Genomic DNA, 20,502 nt, shown 5'->3' on the forward strand with positions numbered 1-20,502 from the left:
CCTAATCTCAGACATTATAGAAAATGAAACAGCGTAATTCCACGTGTGTACTGCTATGTATTGCAGTCATCCTAAGCATTATTCCTTTATTGCTGCATGCCCAGCAAAGCCGCTCCGATGTATCGGGTATTGTAAAAAGCGAAGAAAACGGCGAACCGCTCTGGGGTGTCAGTGTCACCGTCAAAAATGCAACAAACAGTTTTACCGCTTCTGTACAAACCGACAGCGCCGGCTATTTCACCTTCACCAGATTGCCGGCAGGTCCGGGGTATACTTTCTCTTTTTCCTTTATGGGATATGAGCGACAAACCCTGTCAGGCTATAACCTGAAAGCAGGCGCTGAATTCTCTTTACGGGTGGATCTTAAAAACAGCGAACAGAAGATAAATGAAGTCGTGGTAGTAGGATATGGCTCCATGCAGAAAAAAGACCTTACCGGCTCTATCAGTCAGCTGAAAACAGCCCGCCTGGAAAAGGAGAGTCCCCGCTCTATACAGGACCTGCTGCGTAGCGGTGTGCCTGGATTGTACGTCGGACAAAATACTTCCGCAAAGGGTGGGGGAGACATGCTGGTACGCGGACAACGTTCCCTGAAAGCAAGTAATGATCCGCTGATCGTACTGGATGGCGTGATCTTCTTCGGGGAATTATCTGAGATCAATCCACAGGATATCGAACACTTTGATATCTTGAAAGATGCCTCCGCCGCCGCTATATACGGGGCTAAATCAGCCAATGGAGTGGTCATCATTACAACGAAAAAAGGTACTTCCGATAAACCTACTATCCGCTTTGACGCCAACAGAGGTGTTGCTGCCATGGGTAAAAAACGCGAGGTATATGATGCGGAGGGATATCTGAAATTCCGCTCCGACCTCTTTAATAGTGGTACAAGATGGGCTACGCCTGCTAAATATGTAAATCCTACACCAGAGAATCTTAATAAATATGGCGTCTCCCTGGACGACTGGTTAGCTTACGATGCGCTGACCGGAACGCCTGAAGAGATCTGGTTGCTGCGTATCGGTCTTTTTGAAAAAGAAAGGCTTAATTATTCAAAAGGCAGAACCTATGACTGGTTTGACGGCTCCTTCCAGCATGGTGTACAGCAGAACTATAATGTAAGTCTGTCAGGCAGAAATAAAGACGCCCTCAATTACTATATCTCCATGGGATACCTCAATAATGAAGGTATCGTGGTGGGTGATAAATACCGTGCATACCGGTCGAATATCAAACTGGACGGAAAGGTGAATAAATGGATGCACACCGGCGTAAATATCAATTTCCAGGATAGATCAGATGGTAATCTGGCTGCGGACTGGGAAGGACAGATTATTAATAACTCTCCCTATGCCTCTCCGCTGGATTCAAATGGCATCCTTGACGGACAGCCCATGGGCGCCAGTGTAAACCAGGGTGTCAATACAGCTTATGGTAATCAGTTCAAGCAACTGGAGAAAGGATTTACGGTGTTAAATACCACCATTTACCAGACGATCAAACTGCCATTCAACATTACCTATCAGCTGAATTTCTCCCCAAGAATGCAGTGGTTCTATAACAGGTATCATGAATCCTCGCAGAACCCATTATGGTCTGATAACGGAAAAGTAATCAGGGAAAACACCAAAAACTTTGACTGGCAGATCGATAACATCATTTCATGGGATTATACCTTCGCCCGTAAACATAAAGTGAAAGTGACCCTGCTTCAGAACGCAGAAGAACACCGTTCCTGGAATGAAAGTATTACTGCCAGGGATTTTTCTCCTACAGATGCCCTGGGTTTCCATAATATCGGTGCTGCCAATCCTTTAAAGACGACTGTCAGCAGTAATGACCAGCATAGTACCGGTGATGCGTTAATGGCCCGCCTGTTCTATTCCTATGATAACAGGTATATGATCACGGCTTCTGTACGCCGGGATGGTTACTCTGCATTTGGCGCTTCCAATCCAAGAGCCACTTTCCCGGCCCTCGCTTTTGCCTGGAACTTTGCAGATGAACGTTTCTTCCACTGGTCGCCTATGAGTACCGGTAAACTGCGTTTGTCATGGGGTATGAACGGTAACCGCTCCATCGGTATATACCAGGCATTGTCTAATCTGACCACCGGTGCAGGCCGTTATCCTTATGTGCAATCGAATGGCACGGTGTATGAATTGTCTCAGTTGTACGTTGACCGTATGGCCAACTATGGTCTGAAATGGGAAGCTACTTCCTCCTGGAATGCCGGTCTGGATTTCGGATTCCTCAATAACAGGATTACCGGTAATATGGAAGTTTACTATATGCCTACCACCGATCTCCTGATGGATCAGTCCCTGCCTGATTTTACCGGTTTCAGTACCGTAACGACCAATCTCGGGGAAGTGGTGAACAGAGGCTTTGAATTAGGAATCACTTCTCAGAACATACAGAAAAAGAACTTTGAATGGAGTACCACATTTGGCTTCTTCTTTAATAGAAATAAGGTGAAGCACCTCTACTATACCTATGAAGACGTATTAAATGCAGATGGTAAATTAGTCGGCTCCAAAGAGATTGACGATATCTCTAACGGATGGTTTATCGGTCACGATCTGTCCTCAATATGGACCTATAATGTACAGGGAATCTGGCAGGAAAATGAAAGAGAACAGGCGGCTAAATATGGAGAGATCCCCGGGGATGTGAAAGTGGAAGATGTGGATGGAGATGGAAAATATACCAATGCCGATAAGAAGTTTTTGGGTACGACCACACCACGCTTCCGCTGGACGCTGCGCAATGACTTTGCTATCTTCAAAAACTTTGATTTCTCTTTTAATATCTATGCGAACTGGGGACATAAGGCGACTTCCACCGATTATCTGAATAACTTCGGTTCGCAGACGGACAGGATCAATTCTTATGTGAGAAAATACTGGACGCCTGAAAATCCTTCTGATACTTACGCCAGACTGAATTCCACCAATGTGCAGAACATCACGCCTTCCCGTGTGATTGATAAAACATATATCCGCCTTGATAACATATCGGTGTCTTATTCGCTGCCTCCTGATGTAGCCAGGAGAATGGATATGGCCCAGCTCAAGGTATATGCAGGTGTACGCAACGTAGCGGTATGGGCGAAAGACTGGGAATACTGGGATCCGGAAACCACTTCATTAATGCCCCGGTATTATACAGTCGGAATTACAGCCTCATTTTAATGTTTCAAACTGATTTTTATGAAGATCAAGATAAATAAAGTTACCAGGATATTGTTGCTGACGCTGGCCTTACACGTATCACAGGGATGTACTAAAGAGTTCCTGAAGCCTGACCCGCAGTCATTCTATGAGCCCTCTATTACTTTTACTTCAAAAGAAGGATTGCAGGCCGCCATCACCAGTTGTAACAGGAACCTGACTTACGTATGGACAGGAGAAGGAGCACCTTTGCTGACTGACCTGCTTTTTTCTGATGTAGCGATAGATGGTACGACAGACAAGTCAGGTCCTGCACAGGACCTGAATGCCATGATCACGCCTACTTCCAATAATAACGACGTCAATACCAATAAGATCAACTTCTTCTGGTTTGAGGGGTATAAGGGGATTAAATATGCCAATACGATTGTCACCAATCTGCCGCGTGTACAGGGGCTTGATACGACGCTGCGTAATCAGATGATGGGCATGGCTTATTTCCACCGCACCTTCCGCTATATGTGGCTGATATTCGACTTCGGAGATATTCCTTTACTGACCAAAGAGATCACTTCGCCTAAGTTCAATTTCCGCTCTACTAAAAGAGGCGTCATTTTGCAGCAATTGGTAGCTGATATGGAGTTCGCCGTACGACATGTACCTGCCAATGGCGACTATGGTACGGTCACAAAAGGCGCCTGTCAGCAGTTACTGATCAAATGTTACCTGGCTGCCGGTGAGTTTGACAAAGCGATTGCAGTGGCGAATGACCTTATTAACAGTGCTGGCTATTCCCTGATGACACAACCTTTCGGCACATTTGTCAATCCGGCGCCAGCCATTCATAACATCACCAGGAATGTGATATGGGACCTGCACCGCGGACAGAATAAATCCATTGCGGCGAACAGGGAAACGATCTTCAACCTGATCAGCAGAGAAGAATTTGCCAATAGCAGACAGAATATGGTGACCATGCGCAATGCGCTTCCTTTCTATTCCGGTACGGGCAATCAGCTGATCAGTACCCCTTCCGGTAAACAAGGCATGAGTACCAGCTATAGTCAGACGAAGGATAAGATAGACCTGCGTAAGACCTATGGCAGAGGGATTGCCAAAACAAGACCTACCTGGTATAGCAGCAATACGATCTGGACGGATACCAGCGATTTGCGTCACAACAGTGCCGTTGGTAACTGGATGCATATGGAAGATATGGTGTATAACCATCCCTCGCTGCTGAGCAGCGGTGACCAGTACTACGGAAAGCAACTGCAGAAATACAATAGCTCCGGTAAGCTGTTGGTGACCGACACCATCAGGACCTGGTTTGACTGGCCACATTATAAGGTATGGGTAGAGACACCGCGTTCTGAAACAGTAGATAACTATGATGGCGGTGCAAGCGACTGGTACATCTACAGACTGGCAGAGACCTATCTGCTGCGTGCAGAGGCTTATTTCTGGAAAGGCAGGTATGCAGAAGCCGCTGAAGATGTAAATGCCATTCGTCGTCGTGCGCATTGTACACAGATGTTTGCACCAGGCGAGATTAACATTGGTGTAATCCTGGATGAAAGGGCAAGGGAGCTTTATTATGAAGAATTAAGACATGTGGAATTAAGCCGTATCTCTTACATTTTTGCTACTACGAACATCCCGGATGAATTCGGGAAAACGTACCAGGTAGATAATCTGTCTAAAAGCAGTTACTGGTTTGAAAGGATCACCCGGTACAATAACTTCTATAATAAGGGTGTAAAGACCGTATATGGTACGCAGTTTACGGCAAGTCCTTATCATATCTTATGGCCTGTACCACAATCAGATATTGATGCCAATAGAAATGGCAGGTTAAATCAGAATTTCGGATATTCCGGATATGAGCTGAACCAGGCGCCGATTGATAACCTGGAAGAGGCAATAAGGGTACAGGATTAAGACTGCTATCGTATAAAAGACAAGCGCCGGTGCATTCAGAGGATGCACCGGCGCTTGTCTTTTATATAAGTTGATGATGTCTTATTATACAGATATATCCACCTTTTGCTCCAGCTTACTGATAAAGGTCGCTTTTAGCTGGGTAAAGGCGTCATCTTTGGCCTCGGCATAGGAGATGTCATACCTGCGGGTAATGGCCTGCATATCGGGCGGAAATTTGCTCAGCAGTTTGTCGTAGTAATGGTCCAGTTCCGTGGCGGTAGGCATTTCGTAGGAAATGTGCAACTGGAAACGCCGCATGAGGGCTTTATCAATGATATGCGCATGGTTAGTGGCTGCTATCAGCAGTGACTTGTCGGGGAAATAATCGATCAGCTGTATGAGTGTATTAACTAAACGCCTCATTTCTCCCACGTCTTTATCGTCATTACCGCGGGCTTTACCTACCTGGTCAAACTCGTCCAGGAACAGCACAGCCTTCTCCCGGATGGCCTTATCGAAGATCTGTTTGATGTTCTGGGAGGTTTCACCGATACGGGCAGATACGATACTACTGAGGTCCAGGATCAGTAATGGCTTTTTCAGTGCACTGGCAATTGCCTTGGCAGTCGTCGTTTTGCCACAACCAGAGCTACCGTGCAAGAGTAGTTTGTTGTTCACCGGCAGCCCCACATTATGCAGTTCCACGATGTAAAAATGCTCTTTGATGAGTTGTCCGATGCGTGTTTTATTGTCCTGACTTAACAGTACATCGTCGAGCGATACCTGTTCCTTGTCATTTATAAGAAGATCAGAAAGATTCATGTACGTATCCCTGCTTATTTTATCGTGATTGTTTGCCGTGGCTATTCCTTAAGATTTACCTTAATATGATCCGGTGATCTGCTATTTAGTTGGTTTTCAACTAAGAAGAAGATGTACAGGTTGGTATTGCTGAGCCGGTAACCACAGCTGTCATAGCGTTTTGCGGATGCAAAATTAGGTGAATATGGGATATCTTCACAATGCCACAATGTAGAAATATGGGTAGTCCAGGGAAGCGGGTTCGTACAGCTGCTGTTAACTGTTTGTTTCCGGTTAAATGATGCTTAGATATTAGTCATGTTTCGTTGATGCTGCGTTGATCAACGCAGCATCAACGAAACATGACTAATATCTGAGTATACACAAAGTATTGTCTGTTGACACAATGTAGATCATTCCGGCAATTTGAACAAAATATCAATAGTAGTCATTGCAGAGAGGCTTGATAACAGGGAAATGTGTTAAATTACCGTATATAACAATGCATGAATGGAACAGGAATTTCAAAATGAAGTAATACATACTTTAAATGTCCCTCAGTCAACTGCGAAAGTGGCTTATCCTGATATAAAATCACTCTTCAGGATATTCGGGATCATGCTTTTATGCATGATGCTGATAGGAATAGCGGGAGCTGTTATAACAGCTATTGCGGGAGACCGGATTTCACCTTTACTCAAATCATTGTTAAGTTTCATCTCATACACAATGGGTTTGTTACTCACGATCAGATATGCAGCGAAAAGGAGTGAAAAATGGCAGCATACGCCCCTCAATTTGAGCATTAATAAGATACAACCCGTACTGATACCGGTAATTATCATCAGTACATTGGCTTTAGTGGTAGGAATGGAGCGCCTGGCGATGCTGATACCAATGCCTGAGGTCATTGAGAAAATGTTTGAGGACCTGTTCAAGAACGATCTTTTTTCAATTATTACTATTGTCATAGCCGCGCCTTTACTGGAAGAAACACTTTGTCGCGGTATCGTGTTAAAAGGATTATTAAAGCGCTATCCGCCGCGGAAGGCGATCATCATTTCCGCCTTATTCTTTGGTCTGATACACATGAATCCCTGGCAGGCATTACCTGCTTTTTGCATCGGTCTGTTTATGGGCTGGTTATTTTACAAGACTAATTCCATTATTCCAGGCATCATTGTACATGCAACGAACAACGGAACCGCCGCCTTATTCCTGTTTTTTCCCAAGGATAAGCAGGACATATTAGGTCTGGTGGGAATGCCCTATTATATCATCCTATGTATAGCTGCGGCGCTTATTATTGTTTTATCCTGTATCTATCTGCATAGAAAAGCACGGGCGCTCAAACCTGCAGTTATGGATATTCCTGCTGCTCAACCTCTGCCTGCGGATGTCTGATATCCACGTGGACATCCGTTACTCATACGATTTAGTATAGGTGATAAATTAAAGAAAATCATCAAGTTATAGGGTGCTGGCTACTGGAAACTGCTTAAATGAGGCATTTCCGGAGTCAGCTTTTAGCGTTATTTTAGGTTATTCTATCAATAACCAGACAGGCAGCATCTCAGATGCCGGACACAATATCAACCTTTACGTTTTGAGACACTTTATTGACAACTATTGTTTCCATTAATGCGAATACATTAAGAGCGTTTTAGCCCGGATAACCCCAGTTCTTCCGGACATTGAAGATGACCACAATTGAATCAACCGACAGGCTTTTTGCATACCAAAGACACGAAATCTGATTCCAGACAAACCCCTTAGCTCCATTGGAGCCGAATGAACCATTTCTTTCTTGATCAACTAAAAAACATATGTCCATGGCTACCATTCAACCGGAGCACTACCGGAAAGACATCGACGGACTCAGAGCGCTTGCTGTCCTCTCAGTAATTATCTTTCATATGGGATATCTACCGAACGGATATCTCGGTGTTGACATCTTCTTTGCCATCAGTGGCTACTTAATTACGAAGATCGTCTACAATGAAGCCCTTGAAGATCGTTTCTCTATTATCAGTTTTTATATGAGAAGGATCAGGCGTATTATTCCACTAGTATTGTTTACCACCTTTATCGCCCTGGTAACAGGGATGTTTGTCATGCTGCCGGATGACCTGGAAAACCTCAGTCAGTCAGTCATCGCTACCAACCTGTTTGCAAATAATATACTATTGCTGAAGACAGTCGGCGACTACTGGGATATTTTCAATGACTATAAACCTCTCATGCATACCTGGAGTCTGGGTGTGGAAGAACAGTTTTATGTGATCTATCCCCTGATATTCCTCTTTCTTACAGGTGCAAGAAAGAAATGGATACTGCCTTTGCTGATCGCATTGACAGTCGTTTCCCTGTTTTTCTTTTTATCGACTTCTAATACCTTTTCCCGGTTTTATCTGATCCAGTACCGGTTTTTCGAACTGGCACTAGGTGGTTTAGGGGCTATCTTTTTTAGGAACAGGACAATTGATCACCGCTATAAAATTGGCTTCCTCTTTATCATATTATGCGTCCTGTTGTTTGGTGTGTATCTCTCACCAGTTGTTAATCTGCTCTTAGTAGTGGTGTCAGCAGTGGGTTTACTATTACCGGGCAATACCAACGAAGGACTGACGAATGCGTTCCTGGAGAATAAATACATGGTCTGGATAGGAAAGATCAGTTTCAGCCTGTATATGTGGCATCAGATCGTATTAGCTTATAGCCGCTACTTCGTATTGGAAAGAATTGATATCGCCAGTGCGGTGGTACTCTTTCTGATCATACTGGTGTTGTCTGTTTTGTCTTATCAGTTCATAGAACAGCCATTCAGAAACAAAGCGAAGGTGAGTAGCAAAATGCTGCTGTCTGTATCTGCCGTAGTGCTGTTGTTAACTTCTGTGTCTTCGCTGTTTCTATATATGAGATCTGGTATCATCAGGGATGTACCGGAATTGGGATTGTATGCGACGAATAGTGAGGGGAAATCAAACGGACATTTACACCAGGCATACAATTCTCGGATCTATGACCTGGATAAACTATATGCAGGCGACAGAAAGATCAAAACGCTGGTGATCGGGAACAGTTATGCGCGTGATTGGTCTAATATCCTGCTGGAATCAAAATACGGACAGGATCTGGATATCTGTTACACTTACAACATCAATTCCTGTAAGAACATTAAGGAGCGGCTTGCGAAGGCTGATGTGATCTTCTTCACCGAAATAAGAGTAGATACCTTCCGCGCAATGACACAACGATATGATATTGATACGACGAAAGTATGGATCGTGGGTAATAAGAATTTCGGTACCAACAACGGGATCTTCTACAGAAGGAGGGGGGATAATAACTACTGTACACAGCGCGTGAATATCCGTCAGCAGGCGCTTAAAATAAACAATGACCTGAAGTCACAGTGGGGGAATAAATACATCGATCTGATAGGGATGGTGATTGATGAAAATGGCAAAGTGCCTGTATTTACAGATAGTTGTATGTTTATCAGTCAGGATACCCGGCACCTGACCCGTGCAGGCGCTATTTATTTCGCCCGCCTGATAGATCATAACCAGTCATTTACATTGTTGAACAGACCTTCCAGCGGACCGACCGCCAGTGCCGTCTACTGATATCTTTCCGGAATATCCGGTGTGAACTGATCGTGCTATTAAACGGAATACATCGTTGCTTTATCAGGAGCCTTCCAATACAGCCGGGCATCTTTGCTCATGAGCAGGTCCCGGCTGTAAAACCGGAGGATATAATCCTTTTTCAGAAATGCCTGTTGCAGAAAGGTATGCAGTGTCTCGTCCGTCAGTGTGTGGATATGGGCTGTCAGCAGGTAATCCGCAATGGTACGGGTATAGAATAAGGTGATCGTTTCGTGATAACCCGCATCTGCCGTATTTTTTCCGCCAATGCTTTCATTATACTTTTTGATCCCGCCTCTTATCTTTTCAATAGCCTGCGGTATTGGCAATCGGGTACAGTACCAGAGCGCCATCACAAAATGATTGGCATGTGTCCATTCTTCTTTCGGCAAAGTACAGGTCTCAAATTTTTCCATCAACAGATGGAGATGCGTGATGGTCATATCAGAAAGCTTTGGAGTTAATTTCTTCTTTATAACTTCTGAGAATAATAGTAGTACTCGTACGTGTAATCCCCTTGATGGCTTTTATCTTATTCACCAGCAGGTTTTCAAGTGCAGCTGTATCGCTTACCAGTACCTTTAAAAGAAGGTCATAGTCACCCGCTACATGATGACATTCCAATACCTCGTCTATTGCGGTAATCTGGTCTTTGACGTTGGTGTTTTTAGTATGATCAATCCAGATATTGATAAAAGCCATTAAGTGCAACGAAAGTTTTTCCCTGTTCACCCTGATGGTGTAACTGTCAATGATACCGGAGCGGCCGAGCTTACGTAGTCTTTCTGTAACTGCGGGAAGAGAGAGGTTAATTTTCCGGGCAATATCAGCACCGGTGATGCGGGCGTTTTGTATCAGCAGCCGGAGTATCTTACTATCAAACTTATCCATAGTTGTCGGTATGATTGTAAGACAAAGCTACTATACTCTTTATTATATATGGCATATTGCCATCAGAACAAGCAGATATTTGTATTTTATATCCGAAGTATGAATGATCGCTTGCTAAAACAGTTGCAGGTTTAGTAATGGGGAAAGATACTTAGGCTTCCTGCTGTTGCAGTGCCATGCTTAACATCTCGTACAATTCTTCCTGTATGTCAACACCTTTATTATTGTTGTACCAGTTTTGCATCTCGATCTTGATCGTTTCAGAAGATGCCTGGTTGCTCAACAAGGTTTTATACATGATCTGACAGTCCTTGGGACGTGGTCCCCAGGTGCCGATGTCTTTTCCATCCGCATCCCGTACCACTAACTTGGGGATGGACCGGGTTCCGTTGGTCAGGTAATGCTCGATGTTATATGGCTGGCTGTCTCTTAATTCAAATGACAGGTCGATCAAAGGATTCAGGTCCGCCATCATTTTCATGAAAGGTACACTATGTGAGGCGTCACCACACCAGGCTTCGGTAATCACGACCCATTGCTGAGGTGTTGTAATTTTTTCGACTAGTTCAGTCAGTTTAGAAGACAGTTTCCCTGTTTTAAACCAGCGGCTCATGCGTGAACGGTTCAGCTTCACATATTCAAGATATGCATGATTGTTGTATGGTGCGGTATGTTCTTCAGCGCTCTTTGATAATATATCGTCAAATAGCGCCTGGTATTCCGTAAAGGTCATATACTTTAAATTACTTAAAAAAACGGTACAAAGATCCTGCATTAGCATTTAATACAACGGTACAAATCGGAGAATATATGGTAGAAATAGGTATTGGGACTGAAGCTGTCAGACCTTTTTTAGTTAGTACTACTGTTGATAAATGCTTTCTTTTTCACATGTTTAAGTGCATCTTTGATAGTAATTTTTTGTTAAAGTGATTGTTAAGAAATCCGTCAGGTTTGTATAAAAGGCCCTGAGTCACTATATTTGCGAAAGTGGATATAGTGAACAGGTTAAGAAACAGATCAACAAAGGGGATAATATGGATACTGCTGATGACGGTGTTCACTGTAAAGTCCTGCGAGTTTCTTATTGATTACTATACCCATTATAAGTCTTGTGACATAGAGAATACGAATAACGACGAAACACGCGGTCCCGATACAAACGAGGACTGTTTTAATAAAAGCGCTAAAAAGCTTTTTTCATATTTTGAGAACGACTTAAATTTTACAGTTACCTGGGCAACTCCTCCATCCACTTTATGGTGTGTGTACAGCTACACAATCTTTAAAGAACCGCTCAGGGATGTTCTCACGCCACCTCCACTCCATATAGCCTGATATTACATGTAAGGACGTAACGTGCTTTCCCGTATGGCGGGTAGGTTCGTATTGGTTGATAATGCCATGTTTTAGTTTGTTTTGGTGCATAGCAGTATTGTATATGCGCAGGGGATAGTCATGTGTATATATCCCGCAGGCAGGCATACGTAACATTGTAGTATCACAGCGCTAAGTAGTTTATTTATTACCGGATATTAATATCTTTTTATGAAGAATAAGAAGCATGCCAATGCTCCTTCGCCCTGGCAAAGACTGGTGCGTTTGTTACATCATGAGCGTAGTTCTATTAACTACATTTTTATTTATGCCGTACTGATTGGTATCATCGGACTGACACTGCCTTTGGGTACGACGGCAGTATATAATTTGTTGTCCAATGGATCTATGTATAGCTCAACCTACATACTGATAGCTGTAGTATTGATAGGTGTTGTGATTGTAGGCGCACTTTTAATTGGCCAGCTCACACTGGTTGAGTTTATTGAACAGAAAATATTTGCAAAAGCGTCCATGGAGTTCGCCTTCCGTTTGCCGCGTATTAAAAAAGAAGAACTCCAGGGTGAACATCCGCCGGAACTGGTGAACCGCTTTTTTGATATTCTCACCATACAGAAAGGGCTGACCAAACTGCTGGTGGACATTGTTGCCGCTGCTGTTCAGATATTTTTCAGTGCCATACTGCTTTCGTTTTATCATCCTGTATTCATGGCCGTAGGACTTTTTGCCTTACTGGCCATTGCATTAGTCATCCTGTTGTATTACAAACAAGGAGTACAAACCAGTATTGAAGAATCAGGTCATAAATACGAACTGGTGGCGCACCTGGAAGATGTAGCGGCTGACCTGGATAAATACCGTGGTAAGCCCGAAATGATGGATAAAGTAGCTAAAACCACTGACGAGATCACCGCCCGTTATCTTATGGCCCGTAATGATCATTTTAGTGTGCTGAAGAAATTCTTTATCAGTTCCGTCGCACTGCGTACTATTCTGATGGGTGGACTCCTGCTCCTGGGTTCGTTTTTCGTGGTAGAAAGACAAATGACCTTCGGACAGTTCGTAGCTGCTGAAGTGATTATTGTACAGATCAGTTATGCGGTAGAAAAACTGATGACTAACCTGAACACTGTTTTTGACATGGTTACCGGCAGCGAGAAATTGGCTGTCGTAACTGATCTGGAATTAGAGGAGGGAAAATAAAATGGGGAAATTAGCACATAGCAGCTTACACGATAAGCAGATAGAAACACTGGCGACACAGTCACAGTCAGAATTGATCAAGGTAAAGGGTTCGCGTATACTGGGCAGGATCATCACCGTTTGCCTCATCCTGCTGATCATTATTTTATTCCTGCCCTGGCGGCAGACGATCCCTGGTAAAGGGACGGTAACAGCGTTAAGACCAGAAGACAGGCCACAAACAGTACAGAACCAGATTGGGGGACGTATCGAGCGTTGGGCCGTAAGAGAAGGACAGGAAGTGAAGAAAGGAGATACCATACTCGTGATATCAGAGACCAGCCAGTCCTATTTTGACCCGGAACTGCCTTTGCGACTGGATGAACAGCTGGAAGCAAAGAAGGGCAGCGAAGCAGCCGCCTTACAGAAGATGGATGCAACCAATGCACAGATACAGGCGCTGGGTAGCGGACTGCGTTATCAGTTATCGGCTGCTGAAAATAAAGTACATCAGTCCGAAAACTATGTCAAGATAGACAGCGCTGATCTCGTGGCGGTACAGAACTTTTATGAGACATCGAAAGCGCGTTTACAGCGTTATGAGTCGGGGTATAAAAACGGATTGTTCTCCCTTACGGATATAGAAACCCGTCGCCTGAAATTACAGGAAGACCAGGCTAAGGTGATCGGACAACAAAACAAGCTTAATAACTCGAAGCAGGCCTTGTTAAATGCTCTTATCGACCTGGATAATATTAAAGCCAAGTACCAGGAATCCCTGGCAAAAGCACAATCTGATATGAGTTCGGCTTTATCCAGCCGTGCGAGTGTACGCGGAGAGATCGCTAAGCTGCGGAATGATATCTCCAATATATCTATACGTCGTGCGCTATACATTGTGCGTGCCCCACAGGATGGATTTGTGGTAAAGACGCTGAAGGCTGGTATTGGTGAGAACATTAAAGAAGGGGAATCCATCGCCACACTGCAACCCCTGCATCCGCAGGTAGCAGCTGAACTATATGTAAACGCGATGGACGTACCGCTGATCCTCGATACCAGCGATGTACGACTCCAGTTTGAAGGATGGCCTTCGGTACAGTTCTCTGGCTGGCCTTCTGTAGCGGTAGGTACTTTCGCCGGTAAGGTATGGGCGATCGACCGTGTGAGCAGTAATGGCGGTAAATACCGTCTGCTGATAAAACAGACGGCGCCGGTACCGGAGAATGACGAACCATGGCCTATACAGCTCAGACAGGGCTCTGGCGTATATGGTCGTATTATTCTCCGCTCAGTACCCTTATGGTATGAGATCTGGCGACAGCTGAACGGCTTCCCGCCAAGTCTGGAGAAAGAACCTTCTGAGAAAGAGTCTGGAAAGAAATGATAAAGCCGGTGTACACTTTATAAACATGATGATGAAACTAAAACGTTATTTAGCTGCCGGCTTGTTTGTATTACTGCTGCTGCGGGGAAGCGCTTTTGCGCAGACCACGCCGGTGGCGGATACTGGCAGGATGTTTTCGCTGGAAGACCTGGAAGGAATTGTTTTCAGGCATCATCCTATCGTAAAACAGGCGGCATTATTAAGCGATGTGGCAAGGGCCCATGTACTACAGTCCCTGGGGTATTTTGACCCGGCACTGAAAGCGGCATTAGGGCGTAAATTATTTGGGAATACAGAATACTATAATAACTGGGGTGGCGAACTGAAAGTGCCGCTGTATGTGGCAGGCGCCGACCTGAAAGTTGGGTATGACCGTAACGTAGGCACCTATACCGCTCCCGAGACACGTACCGGTACGGATGGACTTACCGCAATAGGGCTGAGCATACCGCTGGGGCAGGGAATGCTGATAGATGCGCGACGCAGTACCCTCTGGCAGGCAAAAGCGATGGTTAATTACGCTGAGGCGGACAAGGTGAAGCAGATCAACGGCGTGTGGTTTGATGCCGTTAAAGACTACTGGAACTGGTATTATGCCTACAGGGAATATATGCTCGTTAAAGAAGGAGTTGATCTGGCCATGAAGCGCTTCCGCGCAGTCAGCAGTCAGACGCTCATGGGTGATAAACCTCCTATCGACTCCATCGAGGCGGGTATTACCGTTCAGGATAGGGAAATACAGCTGGCAAAAAGCGTCATAGAAGTGCAGAACGCCATGCTGATACTCTCCAACCATCTATGGAATGAAAATGGGGTTCCTTTGGAGCTACCCCTTAACGCCGTTCCGCAGGAAGTAGATCAGGACCTGCATCTGCCTGACAGGAACCTGCTGGATACTTTATTAGGCCAGGCTGACAGACAACATCCAGAACTGGTAAAACTGCGTGCGAAAGGTGATCAGCTGGATATTGAACGCCGTTACCGGCAGGAACTGCTGAAACCAAAGGTCAATATCAGCGGCGCTTTATTGTCAACGCGCAGGGATTTTGGTTCCCATGTACCGGATTACTACGATTTTAACTGGAGTAATTACAAGGTAGGCGTAGAGTTTGCGTTTCCTCTCTTTTTACGATCAGAGCGGGGTAAACTGAAGGAAGTAAAGATCAAACAGCAACAGCTAAGCTACGACCTGGTGCAATCCGGTCGGGAGATCAGTACGACCATTACCGCGTCATATAATAGTCTGACGGCATATAAATCGCAAATGACCGTACAGATCCAGAGTATCAACAACCAACAGCTACTGCTGAACGGTGAGTTGCAGAAATTCGATCTGGGGGAGAGTACGCTGTTTCTTATCAATAGCCGCGAAAGCAAGCTGATTGACATGAAAATAAAGCGGGAGAGTATTATATCCGGTTATCAGAAGAAACTGGCCGAACTGTACTATAAAGCAGGTACAAGACAGCCGCAATATTTATAAACAGGAATCGTCCGCCTCTGGCAGACAATATCGATGGCAATCCCGGCTACTGCAATGGCCGGGATTCTTGTTTTACAGACTTTTTTACCCCTTGTCCCAAAAAACTAGATACTTCACCATTTATTCCATCTCCCGGGGCTGATATTTGCACTAAGTAATACATAACAGGGTTGACATGGGAAAAAGCATTCCAGCGAATTATTTAAACCGTAAAGAGGAAATAGCCGCACAGTTCATGCAGATACTGAACGCCCATATCGATGATTTTATGGCGGGAAGGGTTAATAAGATGTATGAACTGAAAGAGATCGCTCAGGTCATGTGTCTGCACCCCGGACATGTGAGTCATATTGTCAAGTTACATACGGGGCATCATGCCTGTTATTTTTATGAACACCGTATCCTGGAAGAGGCAAAAAAGCTATTGGCAGACCCTTCACTGTCCATTAAAAATATAGCGCATCGCCTGGACTACGATGTATCCAATTTTACTAAGTTCTTTAAACGATTTACCGGACAGACACCTTCCGCTTATAGAAAGTCACTTTCAGACAACTGAGGAGCAGTGTATCAGACCCGGTAAACCATCATAAACAATCAACAGGATGAATCAATCGGAAATTATCATCGGAAAACATACGGCACATCCATTAACTGTCAGAAAACCTGGTTACGGCACGATGCGCCTGACCGGACCGGATATATGGGGCGAACCGGCAGACCGTAACAGCGCTATTCAATTATTACGGAGAGCAGCGGATCTGGGCGTCAACTTTTTTGATACGGCAGATTTCTATGGTCCGGGTATCACGAATAAGCTCTTAGCGGATGCTTTTTACCCTTACTCCGGCGACCTTATTTTCGCAACAAAGGTGGGCGCTATCCGTGGAGCAGATAAAAGCTGGCAGCCATATGCCAGACCGGAAGAACTGCGCAAAAGTGTAGAGAATAACTTAAAGGAGTTAAAACTGGAACAATTGCCGTTAGTGCACCTGGGAAAAAGACAAGGTAGTGAAGGTGATTACGAGGAATCGTTTGAAGCAATGCTGGAATTACAAAAAGAGGGAAAGATCCTGCACCTCGGACTAACCAATGTGAATGTCGCACAATTTAAATATGCTACAGGGAAAACTCATATCGCTACCGTGGAGAACTTATATAGTTATACCCAGCGGATTACTGACCCGGAAAGTCCGTTTGCTTTTCAGGGAGGCGAAGTACTGACTTACTGTGAGCAGCAGGAGATACCCTTTATTCCATTCTTCTCCCTGCAGACATCTCTGCCTACGGAACAGCAAAAGCTTAAACAGGTGGCAGATGCACATGGTATTTCCGTGGCCCAGCTGAACCTAGTGTGGTTATTACATACATCTGAATGGATACTGCCAATACCTGGTACAACATCTATCAGACATCTGGAAGAAAATATAGCAGCGGCCACAATGTCGCTTTCAAAAGAGGAAATGGATTTTCTAGGATAACTTAACAGCTTCACGCTCATTTATAAATAGCCTTTGGATCAATTCGAAGGCTATTTTTCTGTCAACTATAAGTAATCATGATGAAACATTTTCTCCTGCATCGGGATTGCAGAGATGAAAAAAAATGTGTACTTTCGTATAGTTAGTTACCCCATTGAATTTTTTAAAAATGTCTATACGAAAAAGTACCATTTACCTTATTCCGTTTTAGCTGCTTTAATGAAAAAATAATATTGTTGACCTCCGAAACCCGCCACCAGATGTCTTTTCCTGATTGCGTAAAATGTTTTCCGCTTTTGATTATCGCACTCAACGCAGATGATGCAAATTTGTGACGCTTAGTTAATCCGATAAGCATTTATAACATTAAAAGACGCCCTTTTGCATGTTGTTGTTACTGAAATTTCATGTAACAACATATGTCAGACCCTTATTAATCATTTTCATTCTTCAACCTTGAACGTTAAAACATTTTATTGAATGAGACCCTTAGACGTGACACCCACAATTAGCCCAGGAGCCCAGGACCTTCCGCGCACTATGCATTTTGCTGCTGAACCTCCTTTACAGCCTTTGATAATAGATATTACTGAAGAAGAAAAACTGGAAATTACCTATATCGGGAAAAAGCTAAAAAGAAAGTATAAAAGCTATGATGATCCCGGTTTTATTTCAATGCTGCACTTAAATGCCTATACGCTGCTACCGGAGCGTATAGCAAAGGTGCTGAGTAATTTCGGTACAGACTTTTCCGACCAGCAATACGGAGCTGTCGTATTGCGTGGACTGATAGAAATAGGTCAGGATGAATTAGGCCCAACCCCACGTTCCTGGCAGGAAACCGACCATGAAAAGATTATGGAATATGGCTTCATTTCCTCCTTATTACATGGCGCTGTACCATCCAAACCCGTCGAGTATTTCGCGCAGCGAAAAGGTGGTGGCTTAATGCACGCGATTATTCCTGATGAGAATATGAGCTTTACACAAACAGGCTCAGGTTCCCGTACAGATCTTTTTGTACATACAGAAGATGCTTTCCTGCATAATGCGGCTGATTTTCTGAGTTTTCTTTTCCTGCGGAATGAAGAACGTGTGCCTTCCACCTTATATTCTATCCGCTCTCATGGCAGACCGGATGCGATATTACAGGAGCTTTTCAAGCCTATCTATAAGTGTCCGAAGGATGCGAACTATGCTTCCGAAGAAGCCCTGGGAGATGACATCCGTACTTCTGTTTTATATGGTAGCAGATCCGCTCCCTTCATGCGCTTTGATGCTGCGGAACAGATTTATAATGAAGACGCCAATCAGGATCCTGAAGCTTTACATAATCTGAAAAGATTCTGGGAAGAGGCGCGCAAACTGATATATAATGACTTCGTTCCTGAGTCAGGTGACCTGATCTTTGTGAATAATCATCTTTGTGCCCATGGCCGGAATGCTTTCCTGGCAGGCTTCAGAGAGGAAAATGGTCAGCTGGTAAAATGCGAACGCCGTCTTATGTTACGTATGATGAGCAAAACCAGCCTGATTAACATCCGTGAAGTAACCCACCCCGAAAACCCTTATCTCATCATGGAAGAGCACTACGGAAAAGTATATAGCGCTCACCTGGCAAACCTTTAATCAAACCCGGAAAAATAGCATCCACATATGAGTACTACCGCATTTGCAGGCTGGGAACAGCCGCTGCAGGACATTGTATTGCCTGTAAAAGAGACCTATAAAGATATTTTTCATCAAGGATCGGCTGCTGAATATGAAAACGCCATCAATGGCGCACGCGAACTGGTCACTAATTTTCTGCACCGGAATCGCCAGCCTTTCAGCGGCGTCTCTTCTACTGCACTGAGAGCAGCATTTGCAGCAGTAGATTTTGATACCCCATTACCTGATTACGAAAGTCTCCTGCAGGAAGTACAGGAACTATATGTAAAACATGCCACTGCCTTTCATCTGCCAGCATACATCGCACATCTGAATTGCCCGGTGGTGATACCGGCAGTTGCAGCTGAAGTACTGATTGCTGCCATCAATTCTTCTCAGGATACCTGGGACCAGAGTGCAGGCGGTACCCTGATGGAACAACAGCTGATTAGCTGGACGGCACGTGAAATTGGCTTCGGTACAGTTGCTGATGGTGTATTTACAGCGGGTGGTTCACAGAGTAACCTGATGGGTCTATTACTAGCCAGAGATCACTATGCGATTACAAACGGCGGTCATAATATTAAAAAGCAGGGCTTACCTGGGGATGCTTCCCGTTATCGCATTTTCATTTCAGAAAAAGCACATTTCAGCAACCATAAAGGCGCTGCATTGTTAGGATTGGGGGAGCAGGCATTAGTAGAAATAAAAACAGATGCACGCTTCCGTATGGATGCGGAACTGCTGGAAGAAGCGATTGCCAGGGAGATACAACAAGGGAATATTCCTATTGCAGTCGTGGCTACCGCAGGCACCACTGATTTCGGTAACCTGGATCCGCTGGCTGATATAGGCCGTATCGCGGCTAAATACAACCTGTGGTATCATATAGATGCTGCCTATGGATGTGGGCTGCTGCTGACGGAGAAATACCGTCATTTACTGAATGGTATGGAAACAGCACATTCTGTTACGATCGACTATCACAAATCATTCTTTCAGCCTATCAGCAGCAGTGCCTTTATCGTGAAGGATAAACAATACCTGCGGCTGTTACGTATGCATGTCGACTATCTCAATCCAAAGGATGAAGATTACGACGATCTGAACCAGATCAATAAGTCCATCATGCAGAGTACCCGTCGCTTTGATGCATTGAAGTTGTGGTTCACCTTGAGACTGATGGGTAAACAGAAACTCGGTGCGTATACGGAAACCATCATCGAAACAGCGGAAAAAGCTGCGGAAGTCATCGGACTGGATCCTGAACTGGAACTGCTGAGTTATTCGGATATCGGTGTCATCCTGTTCAGATATGCACCGGAACAGTATAATCCTGCCGATCTGGATGCCCTGAACCAATACATCAAAAAGACGATGTTCAACACCGGATTGGTATTAGTGGCAAGTACACGTGTCAACGGTAACTTCTATCTGAAGTTTACTATGCTGAATCCGTTGACCACCCTGGACGATGTACATTTCATTCTTAACACCATTAAAGAGACTGGTGCTGCATGGCGCCAATAAAAGCCCGTTT

The 20,502-nt window shown here is 44.5% G+C and carries 15 protein-coding genes; 11 read left to right on the forward strand and 4 right to left on the reverse strand.

The genetic code is table 11. The annotated features are described in order from the left end of the window. Nucleotides 1–23: 23 nt before the first annotated feature. Complete coding sequence (locus CPIN_RS14065) at nt 24–3,197, forward strand: SusC/RagA family TonB-linked outer membrane protein (RefSeq protein ID WP_012790475.1); 3,174 nt, start codon at nt 24–26, stop codon at nt 3,195–3,197. Nucleotides 3,198–3,215: 18 nt separating this feature from the next. After that, the gene (locus CPIN_RS14070) at nt 3,216–5,117 is read left to right on the forward strand and encodes a RagB/SusD family nutrient uptake outer membrane protein (RefSeq protein WP_012790476.1); all 1,902 of its coding nucleotides are present in this window, start codon (nt 3,216–3,218) and stop codon (nt 5,115–5,117) included. Between the two features lie 84 nt (nt 5,118–5,201). Here CPIN_RS14070 and CPIN_RS14075 read toward each other — a convergent pair whose 3' ends face one another. Next, nucleotides 5,202–5,921, reverse strand: coding sequence for an AAA family ATPase (locus tag CPIN_RS14075; RefSeq protein ID WP_012790477.1), 720 nt, complete (start codon nt 5,919–5,921; stop codon nt 5,202–5,204). 489 nt (nt 5,922–6,410) lie between these two features. Between CPIN_RS14075 and CPIN_RS36645 the strand changes: the two genes are divergently transcribed. After that, nucleotides 6,411–7,304, forward strand: coding sequence for a CPBP family intramembrane glutamic endopeptidase (locus CPIN_RS36645; RefSeq protein WP_012790478.1), 894 nt, complete (start codon nt 6,411–6,413; stop codon nt 7,302–7,304). 428 nt (nt 7,305–7,732) lie between these two features. Beyond that, entirely contained in the window at nt 7,733–9,529 is a 1,797-nt protein-coding gene (locus CPIN_RS14085) for an acyltransferase family protein (protein WP_012790479.1), read from the forward strand. A 38-nt stretch (nt 9,530–9,567) separates the two neighbouring features. Here CPIN_RS14085 and CPIN_RS14090 read toward each other — a convergent pair whose 3' ends face one another. The 3 genes from CPIN_RS14090 to CPIN_RS14100 all read right to left on the reverse strand — a co-directional run bounded on the left by CPIN_RS14090 (nt 9,568) and on the right by CPIN_RS14100 (nt 11,174). Then, on the reverse strand, nt 9,568–9,993 hold the full coding sequence (locus tag CPIN_RS14090; RefSeq protein ID WP_012790480.1) for a hypothetical protein: 426 nt from the start codon (nt 9,991–9,993) through the stop codon (nt 9,568–9,570). Between the two features lies 1 nt (nt 9,994). Beyond that, nucleotides 9,995–10,441, reverse strand: coding sequence for an Lrp/AsnC family transcriptional regulator (locus CPIN_RS14095; RefSeq protein WP_012790481.1), 447 nt, complete (start codon nt 10,439–10,441; stop codon nt 9,995–9,997). A 151-nt stretch (nt 10,442–10,592) separates the two neighbouring features. Next, nucleotides 10,593–11,174: a thioredoxin family protein gene (locus CPIN_RS14100; RefSeq protein WP_044218659.1), complete on the reverse strand. Its 582-nt coding sequence runs from the start codon at nt 11,172–11,174 to the stop codon at nt 10,593–10,595. 815 nt (nt 11,175–11,989) lie between these two features. Between CPIN_RS14100 and CPIN_RS14105 the strand changes: the two genes are divergently transcribed. The 7 genes from CPIN_RS14105 (at nt 11,990) to CPIN_RS14135 (ending at nt 20,492) form a co-directional block, all read left to right on the forward strand. Beyond that, nucleotides 11,990–12,982 (forward strand): ABC transporter transmembrane domain-containing protein, encoded by a 993-nt coding sequence (locus tag CPIN_RS14105; protein WP_012790484.1) that lies wholly within the window; start codon nt 11,990–11,992, stop codon nt 12,980–12,982. A 1-nt stretch (nt 12,983) separates the two neighbouring features. Next, nucleotides 12,984–14,348, forward strand: a complete 1,365-nt coding sequence (locus tag CPIN_RS14110; RefSeq protein ID WP_012790485.1) for an HlyD family secretion protein — start codon at nt 12,984–12,986, stop codon at nt 14,346–14,348. A 25-nt stretch (nt 14,349–14,373) separates the two neighbouring features. Beyond that, on the forward strand, nt 14,374–15,831 hold the full coding sequence (locus CPIN_RS14115; protein WP_148230570.1) for a TolC family protein: 1,458 nt from the start codon (nt 14,374–14,376) through the stop codon (nt 15,829–15,831). Between the two features lie 175 nt (nt 15,832–16,006). After that, nucleotides 16,007–16,390, forward strand: coding sequence for a helix-turn-helix domain-containing protein (locus CPIN_RS14120; RefSeq protein ID WP_012790487.1), 384 nt, complete (start codon nt 16,007–16,009; stop codon nt 16,388–16,390). Nucleotides 16,391–16,436: 46 nt separating this feature from the next. Beyond that, nucleotides 16,437–17,312 carry an aldo/keto reductase gene (locus CPIN_RS14125; RefSeq protein WP_012790488.1) on the forward strand — a complete coding sequence of 292 codons (876 nt, stop codon included), beginning with the start codon at nt 16,437–16,439 and terminating at the stop codon, nt 17,310–17,312. Between the two features lie 480 nt (nt 17,313–17,792). Further along, nucleotides 17,793–18,941 carry a Fe(II)-2OG oxygenase family protein gene (locus tag CPIN_RS14130; RefSeq protein ID WP_012790489.1) on the forward strand — a complete coding sequence of 383 codons (1,149 nt, stop codon included), beginning with the start codon at nt 17,793–17,795 and terminating at the stop codon, nt 18,939–18,941. Between the two features lie 27 nt (nt 18,942–18,968). Beyond that, the gene (locus CPIN_RS14135) at nt 18,969–20,492 is read left to right on the forward strand and encodes a pyridoxal phosphate-dependent decarboxylase family protein (protein WP_012790490.1); all 1,524 of its coding nucleotides are present in this window, start codon (nt 18,969–18,971) and stop codon (nt 20,490–20,492) included. Nucleotides 20,493–20,502: the final 10 nt, after the last annotated feature.

It is taken from the genome of Chitinophaga pinensis DSM 2588, from assembly GCF_000024005.1.
GTDB lineage: Bacteria > Bacteroidota > Bacteroidia > Chitinophagales > Chitinophagaceae > Chitinophaga > Chitinophaga pinensis.